This window comes from Actinoplanes sp. DH11, assembly GCF_020873875.1.
Taxonomy (GTDB): Bacteria; Actinomycetota; Actinomycetes; order Mycobacteriales; family Micromonosporaceae; genus Actinoplanes.
The window spans coordinates 1-19,295 of record NZ_JAHWGU010000043.1; the positions used below are offsets into that span (position 1 = coordinate 1).

General features: G+C 71.5%; 16 protein-coding genes. 4 read left to right on the forward strand and 12 right to left on the reverse strand.

Translation table 11 applies throughout. The features are described 5' to 3' along the window. Window positions 1–705: 705 nt before the first annotated feature. Window positions 706–960, reverse strand: a complete 255-nt coding sequence (locus tag LPA41_RS37850) for an ATP-binding protein (RefSeq protein WP_229076111.1) — start codon at window positions 958–960, stop codon at window positions 706–708. A gap of 847 nt (window positions 961–1,807) precedes the next feature. After that, window positions 1,808–2,620 (reverse strand): RNA polymerase sigma factor SigF, encoded by an 813-nt coding sequence (locus tag LPA41_RS37855; protein ID WP_374238269.1) that lies wholly within the window; start codon window positions 2,618–2,620, stop codon window positions 1,808–1,810. A 381-nt stretch (window positions 2,621–3,001) separates the two neighbouring features. On the opposite strand from LPA41_RS37855, the gene LPA41_RS37860 reads away from it, so the two are divergent. Beyond that, complete coding sequence (locus LPA41_RS37860; protein ID WP_229076112.1) at window positions 3,002–3,667, forward strand: DedA family protein; 666 nt, start codon at window positions 3,002–3,004, stop codon at window positions 3,665–3,667. A gap of 133 nt (window positions 3,668–3,800) precedes the next feature. Then, complete coding sequence (locus LPA41_RS37865) at window positions 3,801–4,643, forward strand: SDR family oxidoreductase (protein ID WP_229076113.1); 843 nt, start codon at window positions 3,801–3,803, stop codon at window positions 4,641–4,643. Here LPA41_RS37865 and LPA41_RS37870 read toward each other — a convergent pair. Both LPA41_RS37870 and LPA41_RS37875 read right to left on the reverse strand, forming a co-directional pair. Further along, entirely contained in the window at window positions 4,612–5,742 is a 1,131-nt protein-coding gene (locus tag LPA41_RS37870; protein WP_229076114.1) for a hypothetical protein, read from the reverse strand. The genes LPA41_RS37865 and LPA41_RS37870 overlap by 32 nt on opposite strands. A 6-nt stretch (window positions 5,743–5,748) precedes the next feature. Further along, window positions 5,749–7,758: an alkaline phosphatase family protein gene (locus LPA41_RS37875; RefSeq protein WP_374238270.1), complete on the reverse strand. Its 2,010-nt coding sequence runs from the start codon at window positions 7,756–7,758 to the stop codon at window positions 5,749–5,751. 203 nt (window positions 7,759–7,961) lie between these two features. Here LPA41_RS37875 and LPA41_RS37880 point away from each other — a divergent pair, with 203 nt between their 5' ends. Next, on the forward strand, window positions 7,962–9,158 hold the full coding sequence (locus LPA41_RS37880; RefSeq protein WP_229076118.1) for a glycoside hydrolase family 18 protein: 1,197 nt from the start codon (window positions 7,962–7,964) through the stop codon (window positions 9,156–9,158). A 31-nt stretch (window positions 9,159–9,189) separates the two neighbouring features. Here the strand turns inward: LPA41_RS37880 and LPA41_RS37885 are convergent, their stop codons facing one another. The 7 genes from LPA41_RS37885 to LPA41_RS37915 all read right to left on the reverse strand — a co-directional run bounded on the left by LPA41_RS37885 (window position 9,190) and on the right by LPA41_RS37915 (window position 15,682). Then, complete coding sequence (locus LPA41_RS37885) at window positions 9,190–9,933, reverse strand: LamG-like jellyroll fold domain-containing protein (protein WP_229076121.1); 744 nt, start codon at window positions 9,931–9,933, stop codon at window positions 9,190–9,192. 65 nt (window positions 9,934–9,998) lie between these two features. Beyond that, a complete protein-coding gene (locus tag LPA41_RS37890; RefSeq protein WP_229076122.1) occupies window positions 9,999–10,301 on the reverse strand; it encodes a Rid family hydrolase in 303 nt (100 codons plus the stop codon). A gap of 18 nt (window positions 10,302–10,319) precedes the next feature. After that, window positions 10,320–11,045, reverse strand: coding sequence for a tetratricopeptide repeat protein (locus tag LPA41_RS37895; protein ID WP_229076124.1), 726 nt, complete (start codon window positions 11,043–11,045; stop codon window positions 10,320–10,322). 257 nt (window positions 11,046–11,302) lie between these two features. After that, window positions 11,303–12,511, reverse strand: coding sequence for a tetratricopeptide repeat protein (locus LPA41_RS37900; RefSeq protein WP_229076126.1), 1,209 nt, complete (start codon window positions 12,509–12,511; stop codon window positions 11,303–11,305). An 11-nt stretch (window positions 12,512–12,522) separates the two neighbouring features. Beyond that, entirely contained in the window at window positions 12,523–13,110 is a 588-nt protein-coding gene (locus LPA41_RS37905; protein WP_229076130.1) for a TMEM165/GDT1 family protein, read from the reverse strand. A gap of 187 nt (window positions 13,111–13,297) precedes the next feature. Further along, window positions 13,298–14,881, reverse strand: a complete 1,584-nt coding sequence (locus tag LPA41_RS37910; RefSeq protein WP_229076132.1) for an alpha/beta hydrolase — start codon at window positions 14,879–14,881, stop codon at window positions 13,298–13,300. Between the two features lie 375 nt (window positions 14,882–15,256). Beyond that, window positions 15,257–15,682 carry a MarR family transcriptional regulator gene (locus tag LPA41_RS37915; protein WP_229076133.1) on the reverse strand — a complete coding sequence of 142 codons (426 nt, stop codon included), beginning with the start codon at window positions 15,680–15,682 and terminating at the stop codon, window positions 15,257–15,259. 792 nt (window positions 15,683–16,474) lie between these two features. Between LPA41_RS37915 and LPA41_RS37920 the strand changes: the two genes are divergently transcribed. Further along, window positions 16,475–16,975, forward strand: a complete 501-nt coding sequence (locus LPA41_RS37920) for a hypothetical protein (RefSeq protein WP_229076134.1) — start codon at window positions 16,475–16,477, stop codon at window positions 16,973–16,975. Between the two features lie 222 nt (window positions 16,976–17,197). Here the strand turns inward: LPA41_RS37920 and LPA41_RS37925 are convergent, their stop codons facing one another. Further along, the gene (locus LPA41_RS37925) at window positions 17,198–19,201 is read right to left on the reverse strand and encodes an APC family permease (RefSeq protein ID WP_229076135.1); all 2,004 of its coding nucleotides are present in this window, start codon (window positions 19,199–19,201) and stop codon (window positions 17,198–17,200) included. Window positions 19,202–19,295 lie beyond the last annotated feature (94 nt).

Here is a 19,295-nt window from a genome sequence, read left to right on the forward strand (position 1 = left end):
CAAGCACCCTGTTGAGTTCTCAAAGAACAACCGCACACCATCAAAACGATCCGCAATCCGCGGCCCGTTTCCCCGGGGCACTCGTTCAACTTTACTCTCTCGTTTTCCGCCCCGTCAAATCCGCGTTCTCGGCGAATCCGATCGGCTTGGTCTCCGTTCGAGCCCCGCGAGACATTACACGACTTGGCGTCGTGATCAAATCTCGGGGTTTGGCAGGACGGCCGCTCCGAGCCCCAACTTTCAGGTCTCGTTCGCTCGCCCGTTTCCCTGCCGGCTCGTAGAACTTTACCCGGTCCCCCTCGCAACGCCAAATCGCCCCCCTCCCTCATCCGTGACTGCTGTGATCGCTGAGTACGGGCGTGGAATCTGAGCAGAAATTGCATTGTCGGTATCCGCTTCACTACGCACCGTGCCACAGGAAAGCGATCTTGGGGCCGGGGCGGTGGCGAAGAGCAAAGGGCGAAGAGCTGAGAGCTGAGGGCTGAGGGCTGAGGGCTGAGGGCTGAGGGCTGAGGGCTGAGGGCTGAGGGCTGAAAGCCGAGGGCCGAGAGCCGAGGGCCGAGAGCCGAGAGCCGAGAGCCAAGGCTCGGAACTGGGGAGACGAGGGTTGAGGGGCGGAGGGCGACGGCCAGGAGCGGAGGGGTGCGGACGGAGAGAGGCCGCGGAAAGAGCTTCGGCGGGACCGCGGGAGGGACCAGAGCGGGGTCAGGCGGGGAAGCTGGCCCAGACGTGTTTGGCGGTGTTGGCGCGGTACCAGCCGACTTCGTGCGCGAACGTCCGGGCGAGCAGGAGGCCGAGGCCGCCCTGGCCCAGGGGGCGCTCGACGTCGAATCGGGGTTCGCCCTCGGTGTCACGGTCCGACGCGTCGACGATGAGGAGGCCGCCCGCTTGGAGCAGCCGTATCTCGGCCGGCGGCCGGCCATGTCGCAGAGCGTTCGTGGCGAGCTCGGTCGCCACCACCGCGATTCGCTCGGCGACGTCTTCCTCCTCCTCTTCGTCGCCCCCCGCAGAGGCGTCGCCCCCGGCAGAGGCGGAAGGAGAAGTCGGGGAGGCAAGGGCGGACGGCGAAGAGAGTGAGGCGAAGGAGGAGGAGGCGGCGGCGAAGACAGACTCGGAGGAAGACCCGGCAGAGGGCGCGTCCGAGGCCGACGCCAGCGGAGGCGGCGCAGCAGCAGGCGGCGCAGCAGCAGGCGACACACCTGAGGCCGGCGCCAAAGAGGGAGAGCCGGCAGAGGGAGGGGTCAGAGGTGGAGGCCCCACGGAAGCAGCACCAGGCCGAGGATTCGCAGCGGGAGGCTCCGCGGGAGAAGGCGCCGCGAGGGAGGACCCGGCTGGGGAAGGCGCTGCGGGGGTCGGCGGGGTGGGCTCGGCGGCCGGGAGCAGCGGGGAAGGCTCCGGGATTTCCTCGGCGGGTGTTGCGGTGGGGAACAGATCTGCGGCGGGCGGCATCAGGGCGGCCACCTCGGCCTGCGAAGGCTGCAGGTCGAGGGAGGCGAAAGAGGGGGCGGGGGGAGACGCCGCCTCGCTCACTGCCTGGCGCAGCGCGGCTCGGAGGTGCCGCAAGCCGTGGTAGTCCTCGACCGTCCACCGGCCCAGCTCCACGGCGCCGTCGTGCGGCGTCGAGGCGGGTAGTGCGGTCATGGCGTCCATCTTGCCTGCCGCGGCGGCTTTCGCACTGGGCCGACCAGTTCGCTTCTGACCGGACAAAGGCGACCTGCCCCCGTAGAAGCGGACAAAACTAGGCCCCTGAAACGACGACGCCGGCCCGGGAATCCCGGGCCGGCAGCATCGTTACCGGGGAGGGCAATCAGATTGAGTCGGCGCTGAGCTGACCGCGGAGCTTGGTCAGTGCCTTGGTCAGCAGCCGGGAGACGTGCATCTGCGAGATCCCGATCTGGTCGGCGATCTGCGACTGGGTCAGGTTGCCGTAGAACCGCAGCGTCAGAATCTTCTGCTCACGCTCGTCGAGCATCGCCAGCGCCGGCCCGAGAGCCACCCGCGTCTCCGCGATCTCGTACTCGTGGTCCTCACCACCGAGGGTGTCACCCAGCTCGGTGTTGCCATCCGCCGAGATCGGCGTGGACAGACTCGTCGCGTTGTACGCCCGAGCACCCTCCAGCCCCTCCAGGACCTCCTCCTCGGAGATACCCAGATGCGCCGCGATGTCCGGCACCGTCGGCGAGCGCCCCAGCGAATGCGTCAGCGTGCTGTTCGCCTCGGTGATCGCCAGCCGCAACTCCTGCAACCGCCGCGGCACCCGCACCGACCACGTCCGGTCCCGGAAATGCCGCTTGATCTCACCGATGATCGTCGGAATCGCATACCCCGCGAAGTCGACCCCACGCTCCGGGTCGAACTTGTCCACCGCCTTGATCAAACCCACCGTCGCCGTCTGAATCAGATCATCGGTGGGCTCACCCCGCCCCGAATACCGGTGCGCCAGGTGACGAGCCAGCGGAAGCCAGGCCTCGATCGCCTTGTCGCGGAGCGAAGTGCGCGACGGGTGTCCGGCCGGCATTGCTGCCAGGGCGGCGAGCAGTTCGGCTGCACTGTCCACCGGGGCCTCAGCGGCGGCGGCGGTCGACGGCTGCACCGCCGTCTTCGTCTCGGTCACGGTCATGTCGTGGTCCTCCCTGGCACCTTTACGGAGAGCCGGCCCGGTGAAGGGCCCGTGTTCGGTAAGGGCGTCCATTTCCTTCGAGCAGCGCAGGCTAAACACCGTCCGGACGCGCTTGTCCGTTCGGTTACGCCGACTCTATCTGACCGGTCCAGGGATGACTAGCCGAAAGTATGAGTCATTTACCCACTCAAAGTGGTTCGAATCGGGTAAGAGACCGACAAGATCTCAGGCTTTCGAGACTCTGAGGACTACCCGGGCGGGTGATCAGCGGAACGCGCTGCGGCAGAGAGACAGCCGGCGGTGCGGGGCGGCAAAGGTCTGACGGTCCCAACGGAACAGGTCCGTGTGGTGCGGCGCCCGGCTGGCGCTACCGTGTAGCGGATGCCACCTTCAGCCGATCTTCCCGGGTTTCTGGACAGCGTTGCCCCGATCCTGGACCGCTGGGGCTACCTCGCCATCGGCGGCGTGATCGGCGTGGAAAGTTTCGGCGTCCCCGCCCCCGGCCAGACGATCATGGTGGCGGCCTCGATCTATGCGGGCGCCGGCCGGATGAACATCTGGATCGTCGCGATCATCTCGTTCGTGGCTGCGGTGGTCGGCGACAACATCGGTTACTGGATCGGGCTCCGTGGCGGGCGCAAGGCTGTGCACCGCTGGGGCAAGTACATCTTCGTCACCCCGGAGCGGCTGGAACGCGCCGAGAAGTTCTTCGCCCGGCGCGGCAACCGGATCATCGTGGTGGCCCGCTTCATCGACGGCCTGCGGCAGCTCAACGGCGTGATCGCCGGCATCACCAAGATGCCGTGGCGCACGTTCCTGCTCTACAACGCTATCGGCGCGGCCATCTGGGTCGGCTGGTGGTGCACGGTGGCGCACCTGCTCGGCACGCACATCGTCGAGATCATGGCGCACGCGCACAAGTACACCTGGGTGGCGGTCGTGGTCGTCGCGCTCGCCGTCGGGGCGTACGCCTTCTGGCATTTCCGCTACCTGCGGCGGCGCCGCGCCAAGCACGCGGCCCCAGCCGTCGAAGAACCTCAGACCTGAGACCCGGCGGGCGTACGGCCGTCGGCCGCGACCCGAGCACACAAAGAGCCCGAGCACACAAGGCCGAGCACACAAGCCCGAGTACACCAGCAAGCCCGAGCACACGACAGAGCCCGAGCACACGGAAGAGCAGGTGGCGGAACTCGTGCAGCGGTTCACCTTCGCCGGGCGCACCTGCGTGATCACCGGGGCGGCCGGCGGGATCGGTGCGGCCCTGGCACTCGAGCTGGCCAGACGGCGGTCGGTGCTGGCGCTGGTGGACCGGGACGCAGCCGGGCTGGAACGGGTCGCCGGGATGGCCCGCGAGCTCGGGGCGACGGACGTCTCCGCGTACACCCTCGATCTCAGCGATGGCGGCGACCGCCGCGACCTGGCCGCTCAGGTGCTGGCCCGCCATGGCCGTGCCGATCTTCTGGTGAACAACGCCGGGGTGACGCTCACCGGGACGTTCGAGCAGAACAGCCTGGCCGACGTGGAGTGGCTGCTGGAGATCAACCTGCACGCGGTGATCCGGATGACGAAGGCGTTCCTGCCGCAGCTGCTGGACGGGCCCGGTTCGCACGTGGTGAACGTGTCGAGCCTGTTCGGGCTGCTCGCGCCGCCGGGACAGGTGGCGTACGCGACGAGCAAGTACGCGGTGCGCGGCTTCACCGAGGCGCTGCGGCACGAGCTGGAACCGCGCGGCGTCGGGGTGACAGTGGTGCATCCCGGCGGGGTGCGCACCGGGATCGCGGCGAACGCGCGGGTCAGCGGCCTCGACCCGGACGGTGAGCAGGCCGCGCAGGCACGCCGGTTCGCGGAGGCGGCGCTGACCCTGCCGCCGGAGGAGGCAGCCCGGCAGATCGTGGCGGCGATCCAGTCCCGCCGGCCCCGACTGGTGATCACCCGGGCCGCGAAGGCCGGTGACTGGCTGGCCCGGATCACTCCGTCGCGGTACTGGCGGATCAGCGAGCTGGTGGCGCGGCGGTTGCGCTAGACGGCGTGAACCGGGCGAAACGCGACCTCGGTGCGCCGCCGACCGTGGTGAAGTCGCCGCCCGCGTCGATCGTGGCCGTGCGTGCGCCGACGCCCAGGACCCGTACCCCGATCACGCCGTTGGCCTGCGGCGCCCACGACGTGAGCCGGCCGGTTCCGGTGACCGCGGCCAGTTTCACCCGGCGTTCGGAACCGTCCAGGCAGGCGCCCTGCGGGCCGTTGCGCGGCGTCAGGCAGGCGCGGTCGAAGTGGCCGCCGACGTAGGTCACGCCCTTGCGCGTCGCGATCGCGACCGCGTCACCGTCGAAGACCCGCTGCCAGCGCATCGAGCCGTCGAAGGTGTACGCCACCGCCCGGCCACCCTGTCCGCCGGTGGCCACGTACACCCCGTCGCCGTCCAGCGCGATCGCGTTCACCTCGGCGGCCACCTTCGGCCGGAACCTGCGGTTCAGCTCGCCCGTCGCGCCGCTCACCGCGGCCAGCCGCAGCGTGCCGCGCACCCCGTCCATCCGGTGGAAGGCGCCACCGAGGAACACCTGCCGCCCGGATGCGGCAAGGGTGCGCACCCGGTCGTCGGCCGAGGCACGCCAGCCGTTGTCGAGCCGGCCGGTGTCCAGGTCGAACGCCGCCAGGTTGCGGCGGTCGCGGCCGTTCACGGCGGTGAAGCTGCCGCCGAGGTAGAGACGGCCGTTGCCGACGGCCATCGCGTACGGGGTGCCGTCGACGGCGTGCCGGAACGGCGCCACGGTGCCGCTGACCGGGCTGACCCGGGCGATCGCGTCCCGTTTCTTGCCGGCGACGACGTGGAAGTCCCCGGCGGCGTAGACCGCGTCGCCGGCGGTGGCGAGGGCACGTACCGTCCCGTCCGTGGCCGGTGCCCAGTTCAGCAGCTTGCCGGTACGCGAGTCGAACGCCGCCAGCCGCTGCCGGGGGAAGGTCCGACCGGCCCAGCTCGCCTTCGTGAACGACCCGCCCACGTAGACGGTGTCACCGCGGTACGCGACCGCGTGGACCGTGCCGTTGAAGGTGGGGGCGTCCCGGGTGCCGGCGGCCGGGACCGGCGGGGAGAAGGCGAGCAGCAGGGCAGTCAGAAAACGCACATTGCTCTAACCCTCCCGGCTCGGCGAAAGTCGCGCCGAGCGGGCCGGGCCGAGATCTCCGGCACGCAGCGGGTCCCCGGCGCCGAGCGCACCCGCGTCCGGTTTTCGCAGGCCCAGCATCACCAGCCACTCGACGAGCTGCCGGTGCACCGCGTCCGGGCCGTCCAGGTCACGGGCGATCGGCCAGCCGGACGGGTGGACCAGCATCGCGTCGGTCTGCCAGCCGCCGAGCCCGCCGTGCGAGCCGACGAGTTCCTCGAACGCGGCGACCTCGTGCGTCACCGGGTCGAAGGCACTGATCACCACGAGGTCGCCGACGTGGGCCGCGCTCTGGTGACGCAGCAGGTCGTGGCAGGCGGCCGGCCCGTACGGCAGGAGCGGGTCGATGCCGGTCACCACGCCGTCGCGCAACCGGTGGGAGCCGGCCGAACCGTACGCCACCGGGCCCTCGCCGGTCTGCACCACGACGATGCCGACACCCGGGTGCGCGGCGAGCCCGTCGACCAGCCGCGGGTACGCGTGATCGATCGCGGCCCGGTCCAGCCGGTGCGGGAACCGGGTCAGGTAGATCATCGACAGGTTGCCGGAGGAGACCACGAGCAGCGGGACGGCAGGCGGCGGGGTGTTCTCCGGCTCGGCCTTGCCCTCCTCCTCGGCCGGCATCCGCAGCCCGGCCGCGGAGTCCGCACCGGCGAGCCCGTCCACAACCTCGTCCAGGGTGGCGCCGTACCGCTGGCGGAACGTGGCGCCCTGGCTCTGCCCGTGATCGGAGAGGACCACCAAGTGGTACCGGCGGGCGGCCTCGGGCGTCAGGCGTTCCAGCACGCTGAGCATCGCGTCCAGGCTTTCCAGCTGACGCATCGACTCCGGCCGCGCCGGACCGGCGTGGTGCGCGACCTCGTCGTAGTCGACCAGGTCACAGTAGATCGCCGGGACACCGCGGGCCATCTGCTCGGCGACGAGGGACACGTTGACGTCGCGCAGCAGCATCGAGGCCGGCCGCAGGGCCAGGAACGCGCCGGACCGGCTGACCCGGGGCTGCAGGTTGCGCCGCCGCTGCCGGCGGGCCTGGTGCAACTCGGTGAAGACCTCGGCGACACCGAGGACGAGGGCGCGGGTGAACCCGTACGGCGAGGCCATGAACGCCGCCCAGCCGCGCGCCGACCGGCCGGGCAGGGCGGCGTGGCTGACCGTGAGCAGGTTCGTCACGGCGTCACCGCTGAACGCGTTGCTGATGCTCACGCCGCCGTCCCGGAGCAGGCCGTTGCCGTCGCTGAGCCGCTCCTCGATGATCGCGGCGTCCCGCGGGCGGTTGGAGACCATGAGCTTGCCGGTCTCCTTCTCGTACCACCGGAAACCGGGGATCTGCCGGCTCGCGCCGTGCAGGATGCCGGCCTGCGACGCCGGGGTGGTCGACGGCAGGCCGGTGTGCCACCGGCGCACCGAGTGGCTGCCGCTGCGCAGCCAATGCCCCAGGGTGGGCAGGTTGCCGGCGCGGACCGCCCAGTGCAGCACCGGCTCGGCGACCCCGTCCAGCTGCACCATCAGCAGGCCGGGCTCGGTGCCGGGACGCGGCCGGCGAAAGCTGAACAGCGGACCGCCGGCGCGGCGGCCGGCGCGGCGGCGGACACCGCGCATCAGCCGGCGAGCCTCCCGGACGAACGTGTCGTCGCTGCCGCTGTCGGCCATCCAGTCCAGCAGGGCGGCCACCACGACGGCCAGGACCGCGGCCAGCACCAGGGTCGGGAAGCCGGAGATCTGCTCGGCCGGGTCCAGCTCCAGGGCGATCACCATGACCGCGATCTGGGCGACCACGCCGAGCAGCATCGCACCCCAGCCGCCCAGCGCGGTGATGCCGAGCAGCAGCAGCGGGCGCAGCACCGCGCCGACCGCGGCCACCAGCACCACCAGGCCCAGGATGTCGAGGATGTCGGTGCTGGCCACCCCCGGCATCAGCCACAATGTCAGGGTGAGCACCACGAACGTGGTGAGCGCGCTGCGCAGCACGGCGCGCATGCGGGTGACCACGCGCCGCCACGCGAACAGGGCGCGCAGGTCACTGCGCCAGCCCGGGACGAACGGGTCCGGGTCGGTGTGCCGGCTCACTGCCACGAATTGACCTTCGCACAGCCGCGCCGCCCTGGCCCCGCGACGTCGCGAAGGACACGTTCGAGTGGTTGAGGGGCGGTACCGGGTGTCCGGCGGCTAGCTTCGGGCCGGTGCGCTCCCGGTCGGCGATCCTCCTCGTACTGCTCCTCACTCTCGCCTCGTGCGGCGACCCGCCACGGCCGTCACCCATACCGCCGCCGGCGCCCGCGGTGGTGGCCGGTTACTTCACCGAGTGGGGGGTCTACGGCCGCGACTTCCGGGTGAAGAACCTGCAGGAGAGCGGGGCGGTGAAACGGCTCACCCACCTGAAGTACGCGTTCGGCAAGGTCGACGCCGGCCGGTGCGCGGCCGGCGACAAGTGGGCCGCGTTCGGCCGCCCGGTCGCGGCGGCGGACAGCGTGGACGGTGTCGCGGACACCCCGGCCACGCCGCTCAAGGGCAGCTTCGGCCAGCTGCGCAAACTGAAGGCCGCGCATCCACGGCTCAAGGTGCTGTGGTCGTTCGGCGGGTGGAACGGCTCGGCCGGTTTCACCGAGGCGGCACGCGACCCGGCCCGGTTCGCCGAGTCCTGCCGGACACTGCTCAACGACCCGCGCTGGGCCGGCCTCTTCGACGGCATCGACGTCGACTGGGAGTACCCGAACGCCTGCGGCATCACCTGCGACACCAGCGGCCGCACCGCGCTCACCGCCGTCCTGGCCGCGCTGCGCGCGTCGCTCGGCGCGGACGCGCTGATCACGGCGGCGGTGCCGGGCGACGTCGGCAAGCTGCGGGCCACCGACTACGCGGGGGCGGCACGGTACGCGAACTGGCTCGGTGCGATGACGTACGACTACTTCGGCGCCAGTACCGGACCCAACGACCGCCGCACGGCCGCGCACTCGGCCCTGAGCGCCTATCCCGGCATCCCGCGGCCGGCGGCGACCACCGAGGCGACCGTGGCCGAACTGCTGGCCCTCGGCGTCCCTGCGGCGAAGGTGCTGGTCGGGGTCGGGTTCTACGGCCGCGGCTGGACGGGCGTGGACGGCGCCGAACCGGGGGCCACGGCCACCGGCCCGGCGCCGGGGAAATACGGCAAAGGCATCGAGGACTACCGGCTGCTGGCGGGCCGGTGCCCGCCGACCGGGACGGCGGGCGGGCAGGCGTACGCGCGATGCGGCGCACAGTGGTGGTCCTACGACACCCCGGAGACGATCGCGGCCAAGGTCGCCTATGCCAGGCAGCAGCGACTCGGCGGGTTGTTCGCCTGGGAGCTCGCCGGTGACACCCCGGACGCGGCGCTGCTGACCGCCCTGAGCGGCGCGTGAACGACCCCGCCCGGAGCGCGGCCCGCTGGGCTCATACCTGGCCGATGCGGACCCAGACGTTGTCCAGGATGCCGTTGAACTGGTCGTTGTCGCGGTAGGCGCCCTTCGCGCCGATGCTCAGCGGCCGGTCGTTGCTGACCGACAGGCTCGCCGGCACGGTTGTCGAGCCGTGCCGGACGCCGTCGACGTAGATGTCCAGGCGGCCGCCGGTTCGCTCGCAGCGGATGCGGTGCCAGCGGCCGTCCGCGGTGCCGATCGCGCTGCGGACCATCCGGATCGTCGGGCGGCGCACGTCGACGAGCACACAGCTGGGCCGGCCAGCCGCACCGTCTATCTGGAGCTTGTACTGGCTGTTCGACCGGGCGTAGCCCTTCTGCAGGACGTTCTGCCCGGGGCTGGTCTGCCCCGGCGCCAGCAGCACGTCGGCGCCGAACGCGATGTCCCGGGTGCCGGGGTTGAGGCCGGTCGAGGTGGCGCTCTGCAGGGCTACGTGCGGGCAGACGACGCTCGTGCACTTGCCGGGGAAGGCCAGGGCATTTCCGGGTCCGTGCGCGACCGGGCGCACCTGGCCGCCGCCGAACGACAGTATCCGCAGGTTGTAGCCGTTGCCGGACGCGTCCGGGATGGACGTGGTGCGGCCGTTGAAGTCGTATCGGGCCATGATGACGGGCACCGGCTCCGCGGCTCTCTCCGGCGTCGGGTCGCCGGCGACGGCCGGTGCGGGGCAGGCAACGGTCACGATGACCAGTAGTGCGGTGGGCAAGCATGATCGCATGCCCAAATTATCGGTTATGCCGTTTTTACACACGCCGGATAAGGCGAATGTCGGCACCTTGCGGGCTACCGGCCGCAGGGCTGTCGAGCGCAGCGGCTGTCGGGCGCAGCGGCTGTCCGGCTCACCGGCAGCAGGTAACGGACCCGGACCACGTCGGCGATCGAGGCGCCGGCCTCCGCCAGGGCCGCCGCGATCGTCCGCAGGCACTGCTCCGCCTGCACGGCCACGTCGTCCGAGATGGTCATCGTGGCGTAGTCGAACCCGGTCGTGCCGGAGACGTGCACCCGGTCGCCGTCGAGCACGGCGCGGGCGTACCCGTAGCGCTCCTCGTACTCCGAACCGCTGAAGATCGCCCGCCGCTCGCCCATGGCGGTCAGCGTAGGTGACTACTCCTTGCGGCCGAACAGCTTCCAGTGGCGCTTCTTCTTCTCGACGACCGGCTCGGCGTCGCCGTTCAGCACGTCCAGCCGATGCTTGGCGACCGGGTTGCCGGGCTCCAGCCGCAGCGACGTCATCAGCGCCTGGCGGGCCTGGTCCACGTGGCCCAGCGCGGCCAAGGCCATCCCGTGGGTGAAGTAGTAGTGCGCCTCGTTCGGGTCCAGGCTGATCGCGGTGCGCGCGGCCTGCTCGGCGTCGGCCACCTGGCGGTCCGCGGCCATCAGCGCCCACGCCACCCGGTCGTGCCAGAGCGGGTTCTTCGGTTCCACCACGACCGCCCGGTACGCCATGGACAACGCCTCGTCGTGCCGGCCGAGCAGGGTCAGCGCGCGGCTGGCGATGGCGAGCGGCCGCGGGTCGTCCGGCGCGAGCTGAACGGCGCGGGTCGCGGCCTCCAGGGCGGTGTCCATCTGATCCAGGGCCAGCCGGACCCGGGCCATCAAGATCCAGCCGGCCGCCGAGTCCGGGTGGGCGGCCAGCACCGGGGCCAGCAGCTCGGCGGCACGGTCCGGCTGCATGTGCTCGAAGAGGGCGGCGGCGCGGGCGACGCCCAGGTCGGCCGGGTCGGCGAAAGCGCGAGCCGACGCGTCGGCGGTGGCGCCCGGCACGGTGGCGCCCGGTTCTGCGGGCACGGGGGTGGGTGCCGCACGGAAGGATTGGGCCAGTTCGGTCATCGGTCCGCTCCGGGTCGCACGTGGCTGGGGGTCACATGGTCAACATCGGCAGCGTGAGCACCGAACTGAGGAAGCCGGAACGGAAGAAGCCGGGCCGGGAAAAAGGCAGGCTGGGAGGAAGGCGGGCTGGGCCGGGAGCGGGGCGGAAGGGGCGGGTGCGGCCGCGCCAGGAGTCCGGTAGCGGCGCAGCCGGGGACGGCCCTGATGTGGCGGGGCGGTGTGGGCGTACTCCTTCTTATTGATGTCTTATTGGTGTCTCATTGATGTGCCCGGCGCCGGCGGAAGATCACCAGCAGGCAGGCGACGGCGGCCGCCGGAGCCGTCAGGTAGGCGGCGAGCCGCCACGCCGGGTCGGGCGCGTCGGTGATCGCGAGGCCCACGATGGCCGCGGCGCAGACGCCGACGATCAGCCAGAGCGAGTTGGTGGAGAGGCCTCGGCCCGGTTCGCCGGGCTCGTCGGCGGGCGCGGTGAGCAGGCGGACGCCGAAGCCCGCGGCGGCGGCCGTGCCCAGCAGCAGCGGGAGCCAGCCCGCCGGGGCCACGATCGCGAGGAGCAGCAGGGCGACGGCGAACCCGGCCGTGATCATCGCGATGCGCTGGCGGCCCGACATGAGCAGGCCGCGCAGGTAGCCGCGCAGGGCCGGGTCCAGGCGGGCCCAGAAGAAGCCGGCGTACGCGGCCGGTGCCAGCGCCGCGGCCGCCGCGATCACCCGGGCCGAGGTGGCGGAGCCGGCGGCCAGGCGCCAGCCGAGGTACGCCAACAGCGTCAGGATGATCGCCGTGTAGACCAGGAACTGGCGCAGCGCGACATCCAGCAGGAACCGGCTCGCCTGCTGGCTCGGGTCCGCCCGCAACGCGCCCACCAGGCCGGACGCTCCCCGAGCCAGGCGGCCCAGGGCGAACGGATGGTGGTGCACCACGTCGAGGGCGGCCAGTTCGTGCTGCGCCACCGCGTTGTCCGGGTCCAGCGCCAGCGCGTCCCGCAGCGCCTGCCGCGCCCGGTCGCGCAGGTTCAGCTGCTTCATCACCATGGCGTACGTGATCCGGAAGTCCGACTCGTCCGGGCCGAGCCGGACCGCCTCGCGGGCCGCGTGCTCGGCCTCCACCGGGTGCCGGCCCTCCTCGAGCAGCGCCCAGGCGAGGCGGTTGTGCCGGTACGGGTTCTCCGGCTGGCGCAGCACCGCCTCCCGGGCCGTGGCGATCGCCTCGTCGTGCCGTTCCAGCGCGGTGAGCACCCGGCTCAGCGCGGCGAGCGCGTCCGCCCACTCGGGGGCGTTGCGCACCGCGCGCCGGGCGACCTCCTCGGCCAGCTCGGGTTTCTTGAGGGCGAGCTGCGCGTGGGTCATCAGGATCAGCGCGGTGACGTCGTCCGGTTCCGCCGCGAGCACCGGACCCAGCAGTTCCGCGGCGGCGTGCGGCTCGCCGCGGACCAGCTGGATCCGGGCCATCTCGACGGATCGGGTCACGCCCCGCCCTCCTAACGGACTTCGATCACACCCTCGGCGATCAACCAGATGCCGAAGATAGCGAAGAGCGCGGCGGCGCCATATTTGATCACCTTCTCCGGCAGGTGCCTGCCCAGGTACCGGCCGACCAGGATGGCGAGCGCGTCGGCGGCGACCATGCCGACCGTGGAGCCGACCCAGACGCCGAACCAGCCGTGCTGGGTGGCCAGGGTGATGGTGGCGAGCATGGTCTTGTCACCCAGTTCGGCCAGGAAGAACGCGCCGCCGACGGCGAGGATCGCGGAGCCGGTGGAGCGTTCCGCCTTGGACTTCTCGTCGTCGGTGAGCTTGTCGCCGCGCAACGTCCAGGCACCGAACGCGAGGAAGGCGACACCGGCGATCAGCGAGATCCAGCCGGTCGGGAGGGTGGCGCCGAGACCGTACCCGATCCCGACCGACACCAGGTGCACGACGGCGGTCGCCACGGTGATGCCGATCAGGACCGGGATCGTCTTGAATCGGGTGGCGAACGTCATGGCCATCAGCTGCGACTTGTCGCCCAGCTCGGCCACGAAGATCACCGCGAAGCTGATGCCCAGCGCGGCGAGAAAACCTTCCACAGAAACTCCCGGTTGACGGCGACCGGGGCTTGGGCGCAGGGCGACCTCGACCCAGCCGCAGAATTTACGGCCTGGTCGAAGGTCTCGCTCGCCTTTCGTGGAGAAAGGCCGCGCGGCCGGACGCCGGAGCGTCAGTGTGTCGACCGCGTCATTGGGAGCTACTCCCCTTCGCGGGGACGAGCATAGCTCACGGCCTGATCAGGTGTTGCAGACGCAACCGCTCGCTCGCTGCGCTCGCCTTGCGGCCAATCGCGGCGTTCGGCGTCGGCTGGGCGATCGGCGCGCACTCCCGGTCGGACCGGTCGGCCTTCACCCGTTTGGGGAGTACGCCCGACGCGAGGTAGTCCGCGATCGCGTCGTCCACGCAGGCGTTGCCGAAGAGGGAGCCGGCGTGCGTGGTGCCACCCGTACCCTCGATCAGCACCGACCTCGGGAACCGGCGCCGCGCCTCGAGCGCGCCGGAGAACGGGGTCGCCGCATCGAGCGTCTCGCTGATCATCAGCAGCGGCGGTACCTTGGCACCGGACACCTCGACCGGCTTCCCGGCCTTGCCCGCCCAGTGCCGGCAGGGCGCGTTGTACCAGGCGTTGCCCCAGGTCTCGAACGGCGCCTTCTTGTGCACCCGCCAGTTGTCCTTCTTCCAGCGGCTCCAGTCGGACGGCCACTTCGCGTCGGTGCACTGCACGGCCAAGTAGATGGCGTAGCTGTTGTCCGAGCCCTCGGTCTGCGGGTGATTGTCGTCGTAGAGGCGCTTGAGCGGCAGATGGTCCTTCTTGTGGATCCAGGTGGAGAAGGCCTGCGCGGTCGCCTCCCAGCCGAAGATGTAGTAACCCGGCTGGAGGAAGACGTCGGTGAGCTCGGCCGGGCCGATCAGCCCGCCGGCCGGCTTGGCGGCCAGCTCGTCCAGCTGCCGGTAATAGAGCTTCTCCACCTCCGCGGCGGTCTTGCCCAGCCGGTAGATCGCGTCGTACTTGGCGATCCAGGCGAAGTAGATCTTGATGGCCCGGTCGAAGGCGATGTTCTGGTCCAGGTTCGAGCGGTACCAGACGCGCGACGGGTTGACCACGCCGTCCAGCACCATCCGGCCCACCCGCTCCGGGTACTTCGTGGCGTAGACCTGGCCCAGATAGGTGCCGTAGGAGAAGCCGTAGAGGCTGAGCTTCTCGGCGCCCAGGGCAGCCCGGATCGCGTCGAGGTCACGTACCGAGTCCTCGGTGCGCAGGTGGTTCAGGAACTCGCCGCCGGACTTGGCGCAGGCGGCCGCGTACGCCTTGGCCCGGTCCCGCCAGATCTTCTCCAGCTCGTTGGTCACCGGCACGTAGGCCGGGCGCCGGTAACCGGCGTAGTCGGCGTCGCAGGCCAGCTTCGGGACACTGGCGCCGACACCGCGCGGGTCGAAGCCGATCCAGTCGTACGCGCCACCGGCACCCTTCGGCACGTGCGCGCCGAGGGTGGCCATCGTCCGGCCGGCGCCGCCCGGTCCGCCCGGGTTGACCACGATGACGCCCTGGTACTTGTCGGCCGGAACGGTGTGCTTGATCCGCGAGACGGCCAGCTGGATCTTCTTGCCGGCCGGCTGGGCATGGTTCATCGGCACGCTCAGCATGCCGCACTCGGCGCCCTGCGCCTGCAGTGCGGCATCCGGGCAGGGACCCCAGGTGATCGCCGCCGCGTTGCGCCCGCCGATCGACGTCCCGGCGTGCGCCGCGGTCACGGTGGCGCCGGTTGCGCAGAGCGCGACCGTGGTGGCGGCCGCCCAGAATCTTCTCATCATTGCCCCTTGTGTCCGATTCATCCCATATGTTGTGGGGCAAATCGGACATAGAGCGGGAGTCCACGCCGGGGCGGCGGGATTTTCTTACCGCTGCGCTGCTTCCGGGTTCCGGGTTCCGGGTTCCGGGTTCCGGGCTTGCGGGCTTGCGGCTTGCGGCTTGCGGGCTTGCGGGCTTGCGGGCTTGCGGGCTTGCGGGCTTGCGGCTTGCGGCTTGCGGGCTTGCGGGCTTGCGGGCTTGCGGGCTTGCGGGCTTGCGGGCTTCCGGGGCTCTAGGGGTCTCGGGGCTTGCGGGGTTTCCGAGGCTTCTGGGGCTTCGGCCGCTTTACTTCGGGCGTGGGCCGTCGCGCCGCCGGAATCCGGGGCGCTTTGAGCTCAGGGGAGCAGGTCGTTCAGGTGCTCCAGGGCCGGCAGGGCGGCGGCGATCGCGACCCGGTCCTCCGCAGGAAGCTTCTGCAGCACGATCGACAACGCCTCCGCCCGGCCCGCCCGCCGCCGCTCCACCGCCGCCCGCCCGTCATCGGTCACGCTGACCAGAACCACCCGGCCGTCCGACGGGTCGCTCCCCCGGGCCGCCAGTCCCTCCCGCTCCAGCCGGGTGATCAGTTGCGTCATCGCCGGCTGGGTCACCCCCTCCGGACGGTGCAGGTCACTGAGGCGCTGCGGACCCTCCCTCACCAGCCTGGCCAGCGTCGATGCGGCAGTGAGATTCAACGGTTCGCGCACGGTGATCCGACGCAGCCCGGCGTAGAGCCGTTCGAAAACGGACGCGACCGCGGCGTCATCGGCTGGGATGTCCACTGCCGGTTTATAGCACCGTTTGCCAAAAGTTCCTTATGCAGCGCTATTGCGTTGTCTGCGAACGTTCACCCGGGGGTCTTCGGCCCGGGACCCACGTCGTGGTCATCGATCGCCGACGAGCCCGGCTGTCACCCACGGTCGTTTCGGAGCGGGTAAAACAGCCGTGGGCGACAGCCGACCGAACCAGCTGTCACCCACGGTCGTTTCAGCACGGATAAAACAGCCGTGAGCGACAGCCGACCGAACCAGCTGTCACCCACGGTCGTTTCAGCACGGATAAAACAGCCGTGGGCGACAGCCGATCGAACCAGCTGTCACCCACGGTCGTTTCAGCGCGGATAAAACAGCCGTGGGTGACAGCCGACCGGTCGGCTGTCACCCACGGTCCATGCGGAGCGCTCACAGCAGCCGCCAGCGACAGCCGACCGGACCACCTGTCACCCCAGCTGTCACCGACGGACCAGCTGTCACCCACGGTCGTCGTGAAGCGGATAAAGCAGCCGTGAGTGACAGCCGAGCGGGCCAGCTGTCACCCACGGTCGTCGCAGGGCGGTCACGGCAGCCGTGAGTGACAGCCGACCGGCGTGGACCGGCACCGACGGCCCCTATCCCGTCGCCCGATGGGTTCGCGCGCGGCGGCAATCAACCTGCCGAACACGGGCGGAACCGCCGGGACTCGATGCGGCCGGGTTTGCGGGCCGGCCGGGAACTTCGCGGTCGACACGCCGGCCACTCCGACGCGCGCGCCCGAAATTTCCCCCTCGACCCGGATGTCCTGTCACCATGCGAGACATGGACGAGTTCTGGCTCCGCCCGCGGCTGGGGACGGCAACTCGGGACGGCCGGGCGCCGCGGCACTACCTGGTGGCCCTCCAGCATGCGGTACGAACCCTTGACGCCGACCCGGGCTGGCAGCAGTGGTGGTACGGCTCCGGCCTGCACGGTTGCGAGCTCGGCATAGTAACCGAGGGGCGGCTCGACCACCTTCGTCCCAGCGCCGACATCCGCCGCGTCGACGATCACCTGCGCGCCAACTTCACCTGCGAGCTGCCGCCCGTCGGCGCCGACCCGGACGAGTTGGCCAGGCGGGCGACGACCGAGGTACGGACGATGTTCGAGGTCATCCGTGAGGCGATGGCCCTGCCGGACCTGCCGCCCACCCCGGCGCCCTCCGCATCCCCGGCGGACGCGGACGACGTACCGGTGACCGCGAAGTCGCTGCCGTCCATTCCGCGCGAGCTGGAGCCCCAGGGGTATTTGACGCTCACCCAGGTACAGGACTTCTTCGGCTGACGCCGGCCTGAACTCCCGCTGCGCCGCCACCCCCGCCGCCGTGCGACCCCATCCTCGGCGCCGCCACCCCGCCCCGCCCTTTGCGATCTCGGTGCGGCCGGGATATCTCACGCTGGACGCCCCGCCGACGCCTTCTGCACGTCGCTTTCATCGTGGCTGTGGGCTGTGACAAAAGCGCGAGTGCAGTCCGAAAAGCGCAATTCATCGCATGGCGCAACGGCTTCAGCCGACCTCGCGATCTACGCGCTCCGGGCGGTGGGCGCCCGGCATCCGCTGCCTGGGAACGAAGGGTCCCGCGTCCGGTCCGCCGGCCCGACCTGACTTCGACCGCTTGCCTGCCTCGGCCGACGGAACCGGCTCCCCCGACGGGTCCCGCTCCCCCGACGGGACCGGCTCCCCCGACGGGTCCCGCTCCCCCGACGGGATCGGCTCCCCCGACGGGTCCCGCTCCCCCGACGGGATCGGCTCCGCCGGCGGACGCGGGCCGGGGTCGGGATGCGGCCCATCCCGCGAGGACCCGTCAGGGCTCGAGGACCCGTCAGGGCTCGAGGACCCGTCAGGGCTCGCTGGCGGCACATGCCGCGAGAACGAATCCGTCCGCGAGCGCGAGCCCGCCTGGGCTGACGAGCCGGGCTGAGCGGAGAAGCCGGGCTCAGTGGGGAAGCCGGGCTCAGCGATGGCGCCGGGCTGTGGCGTCGCGGGAAGGGGCGTGACGGGCAGAGGCGCGGCGGGCAAGGGCGTGACGGGCAGAGGCGCGGCGGGCAGGGGCGTGACGACCACCGCCGCACCGTTCAGGCCGATTGCCGCGTACCGGATGGGGTGCAGGGTCCGCAGCAGCGCCGCGTGGGTGAGCCCCAGCAGCAGGCAGCCGCCGATCGCGACCGGCACGAAGGTGACCAGGGGTGAGCCGGCGGGGAGGTCGAGGATCTGGGGGAGGTCGCGGAGCGCCAGGTAGACCAGGCCACCCAGGGACACAGTGGACAGAACGGGCATGACGAAGCGGGTGGTGACGGGTTCCGGGCCCGGTGTCCGGTTCAGGTGAAGCAGGGTTGCCAGGGAGGTGAGCAGGAGCAGCAGGAGGATGCTCAGCGCGCCGCCAAGGACGAGCCAGCGGGCGGCGGCCGGGCCCGGGTCGGCGCCGGCGGCGTACGCGCCGGCGAGGGCGGCGCCGGCGACCAGGGTCTGCGTCAGGGAGGCGGCGCGCGGGGCGGCGGTACGGCGGGCCGTGTGCCCCAGCACGGCCGGGAGGGTGCCGTCGCGGCCCATGGCGTACAGGTACCGGGCCATCGCGTGGTGCAGCGCCAGGATCCCGGCCAGGACGCCGGTGACCAGGATCAGCCGGGACAGCGTGATCGCCCACGGCAGCAGGCGTTCGTCGGCGAGGTCGAAGAGGAGTTCGGTGCCGCGGGCGCCGGCGACCGCGGTGATCCGGCCGGGGCCGGCGGCGACGATCATGGACCAGGTCAGGCCGCCGAGGAGAAGGGCGATCAGGGCCACCGCACCGTACGCCCCGAGCCCTGCCGTCCGCCGCGGCCGCAGCGTCTCCTCGGCGTAGGCGCCGGTGCTCTCGAAACCGGCGAACGCGAGCACCCCGGCGGCGAGCAGCAGGCCCAGCGCCGGCCGGTCGAGCGTGCCCGGGCCGCCGATCGTGATCGACTCCGCGGTGATCCGCCCGCCGGCGGGTTGTAGCAGGTTGCTGGCGCCGAGCCCGGCCAGGACGGCGGCCTCGGCGACCGCGAGCAGCCCGACCACGCCGGCGGCGATCTCGATCCGCATGGTGCCGAGCAGCGCGACGAGGGCCCAGCACGCCGCGGCGGCCGCCCACCAGGGCACGGTGACGCCGAACCAGCTCTGCGCGAGGGGTGTGACGGCCGCGCCGGCCAGCGCGTAGAGACCGAACTGGATCGCCTGGTACCCGCCGATCGCGAGCCAGGCGGCGCACAGGCCGGCGGGCCGGCCCAGGCCGCGGGCGACGTGGGGGTACGCGGCCCCGGCGCCCGGAGCCCGGCGGACCATCGCCGCGTGACCGGTGCAGAACAGCATCAGCAGCACGGCCAGGGCCAGGATGCTCAGCGGAACCAGCGGGCCGGCGCCGACGGCGAGGGCGTCCGGGAGGCCGGTGGTGAGCGTGACGACGGGTGCGGCGGCGGCGAAACCGAAGAAGGTGACGGAGGCCGCACCAAGGCGACCGGGGGCCAGCGCGTACGGCGGATCGTCCTCGGGCATGCCCACGGCCTCCATTCCAAGCGCACGAGCCCCACATGCGCAACACTGGGTAGCCAGCCATTGACCGTTCGTGACCAGGTTGGCACGAAGCGCC

What these genes read in the sequence shown, in the direction of transcription:
- LPA41_RS37855 (WP_374238269.1), bottom strand. Translation starts at nt 2,620, where the DNA reads ATGACCGTGACCGAGACGAAGACGGCGGTGCAGCCGTCGACCGCCGCC.
- LPA41_RS37860 (WP_229076112.1), top strand. Translation starts at nt 3,002, where the DNA reads ATGCCACCTTCAGCCGATCTTCCCGGGTTTCTGGACAGCGTTGCCCCG.
- LPA41_RS37875 (WP_374238270.1), bottom strand. Translation starts at nt 7,758, where the DNA reads ATGCGCGCCGTGCTGCGCAGCGCGCTCACCACGTTCGTGGTGCTCACC.
- LPA41_RS37885 (WP_229076121.1), bottom strand. Translation starts at nt 9,933, where the DNA reads ATGCGATCATGCTTGCCCACCGCACTACTGGTCATCGTGACCGTTGCC.
- LPA41_RS37890 (WP_229076122.1), bottom strand. Translation starts at nt 10,301, where the DNA reads ATGGGCGAGCGGCGGGCGATCTTCAGCGGTTCGGAGTACGAGGAGCGC.
- LPA41_RS37895 (WP_229076124.1), bottom strand. Translation starts at nt 11,045, where the DNA reads ATGACCGAACTGGCCCAATCCTTCCGTGCGGCACCCACCCCCGTGCCC.
- LPA41_RS37910 (WP_229076132.1), bottom strand. Translation starts at nt 14,881, where the DNA reads ATGAGAAGATTCTGGGCGGCCGCCACCACGGTCGCGCTCTGCGCAACC.
- LPA41_RS37920 (WP_229076134.1), top strand. Translation starts at nt 16,475, where the DNA reads ATGGACGAGTTCTGGCTCCGCCCGCGGCTGGGGACGGCAACTCGGGAC.
- LPA41_RS37925 (WP_229076135.1), bottom strand. Translation starts at nt 19,201, where the DNA reads ATGCCCGAGGACGATCCGCCGTACGCGCTGGCCCCCGGTCGCCTTGGT.